Origin of the sequence: Cupriavidus sp. SIMBA_020, assembly GCF_046535395.1 — a bacterium.
Classification (GTDB): Bacteria; Pseudomonadota; Gammaproteobacteria; order Burkholderiales; family Burkholderiaceae; genus Cupriavidus; species Cupriavidus campinensis.
In genome coordinates this window covers 1-270 of record NZ_JAWRWU010000617.1, presented here as the reverse complement: position 1 = coordinate 270, position 270 = coordinate 1, and the positions used below count along the sequence as shown (strand labels likewise).

1 protein-coding gene is annotated in these 270 nt (G+C 64.4%); it reads left to right on the top strand.

The features are described from left to right. Nucleotides 1–270: TRAP transporter large permease subunit (locus tag SB751_RS30765; RefSeq protein WP_410749120.1), on the top strand; the 270-nt coding region annotated here is incomplete at both ends.

Here is a 270-nt window from a genome sequence, read left to right as displayed (position 1 = left end):
CATGCGGCGCGCACGACGGGCGTCGTGCTGCTGCTGATCGCCGTGTCGAACATGCTGCGCTTCCAGATGTCGTACCTGGAGATTCCGGATGCGATCGAAGGGCTGCTGAAGCAGTCGACCGCCGCGCCGTGGCTGATGCTGCTGTACATCAACATCATCCAGGTGTTCCTCGGCACGTTCGTCGACATGGCCGCGCACATCCTGATCACGACGCCGCTGTTCCTGCCGATCGCGATGGCGTGCGGCGTCGGGCCGGTGCAGTTCGGGATC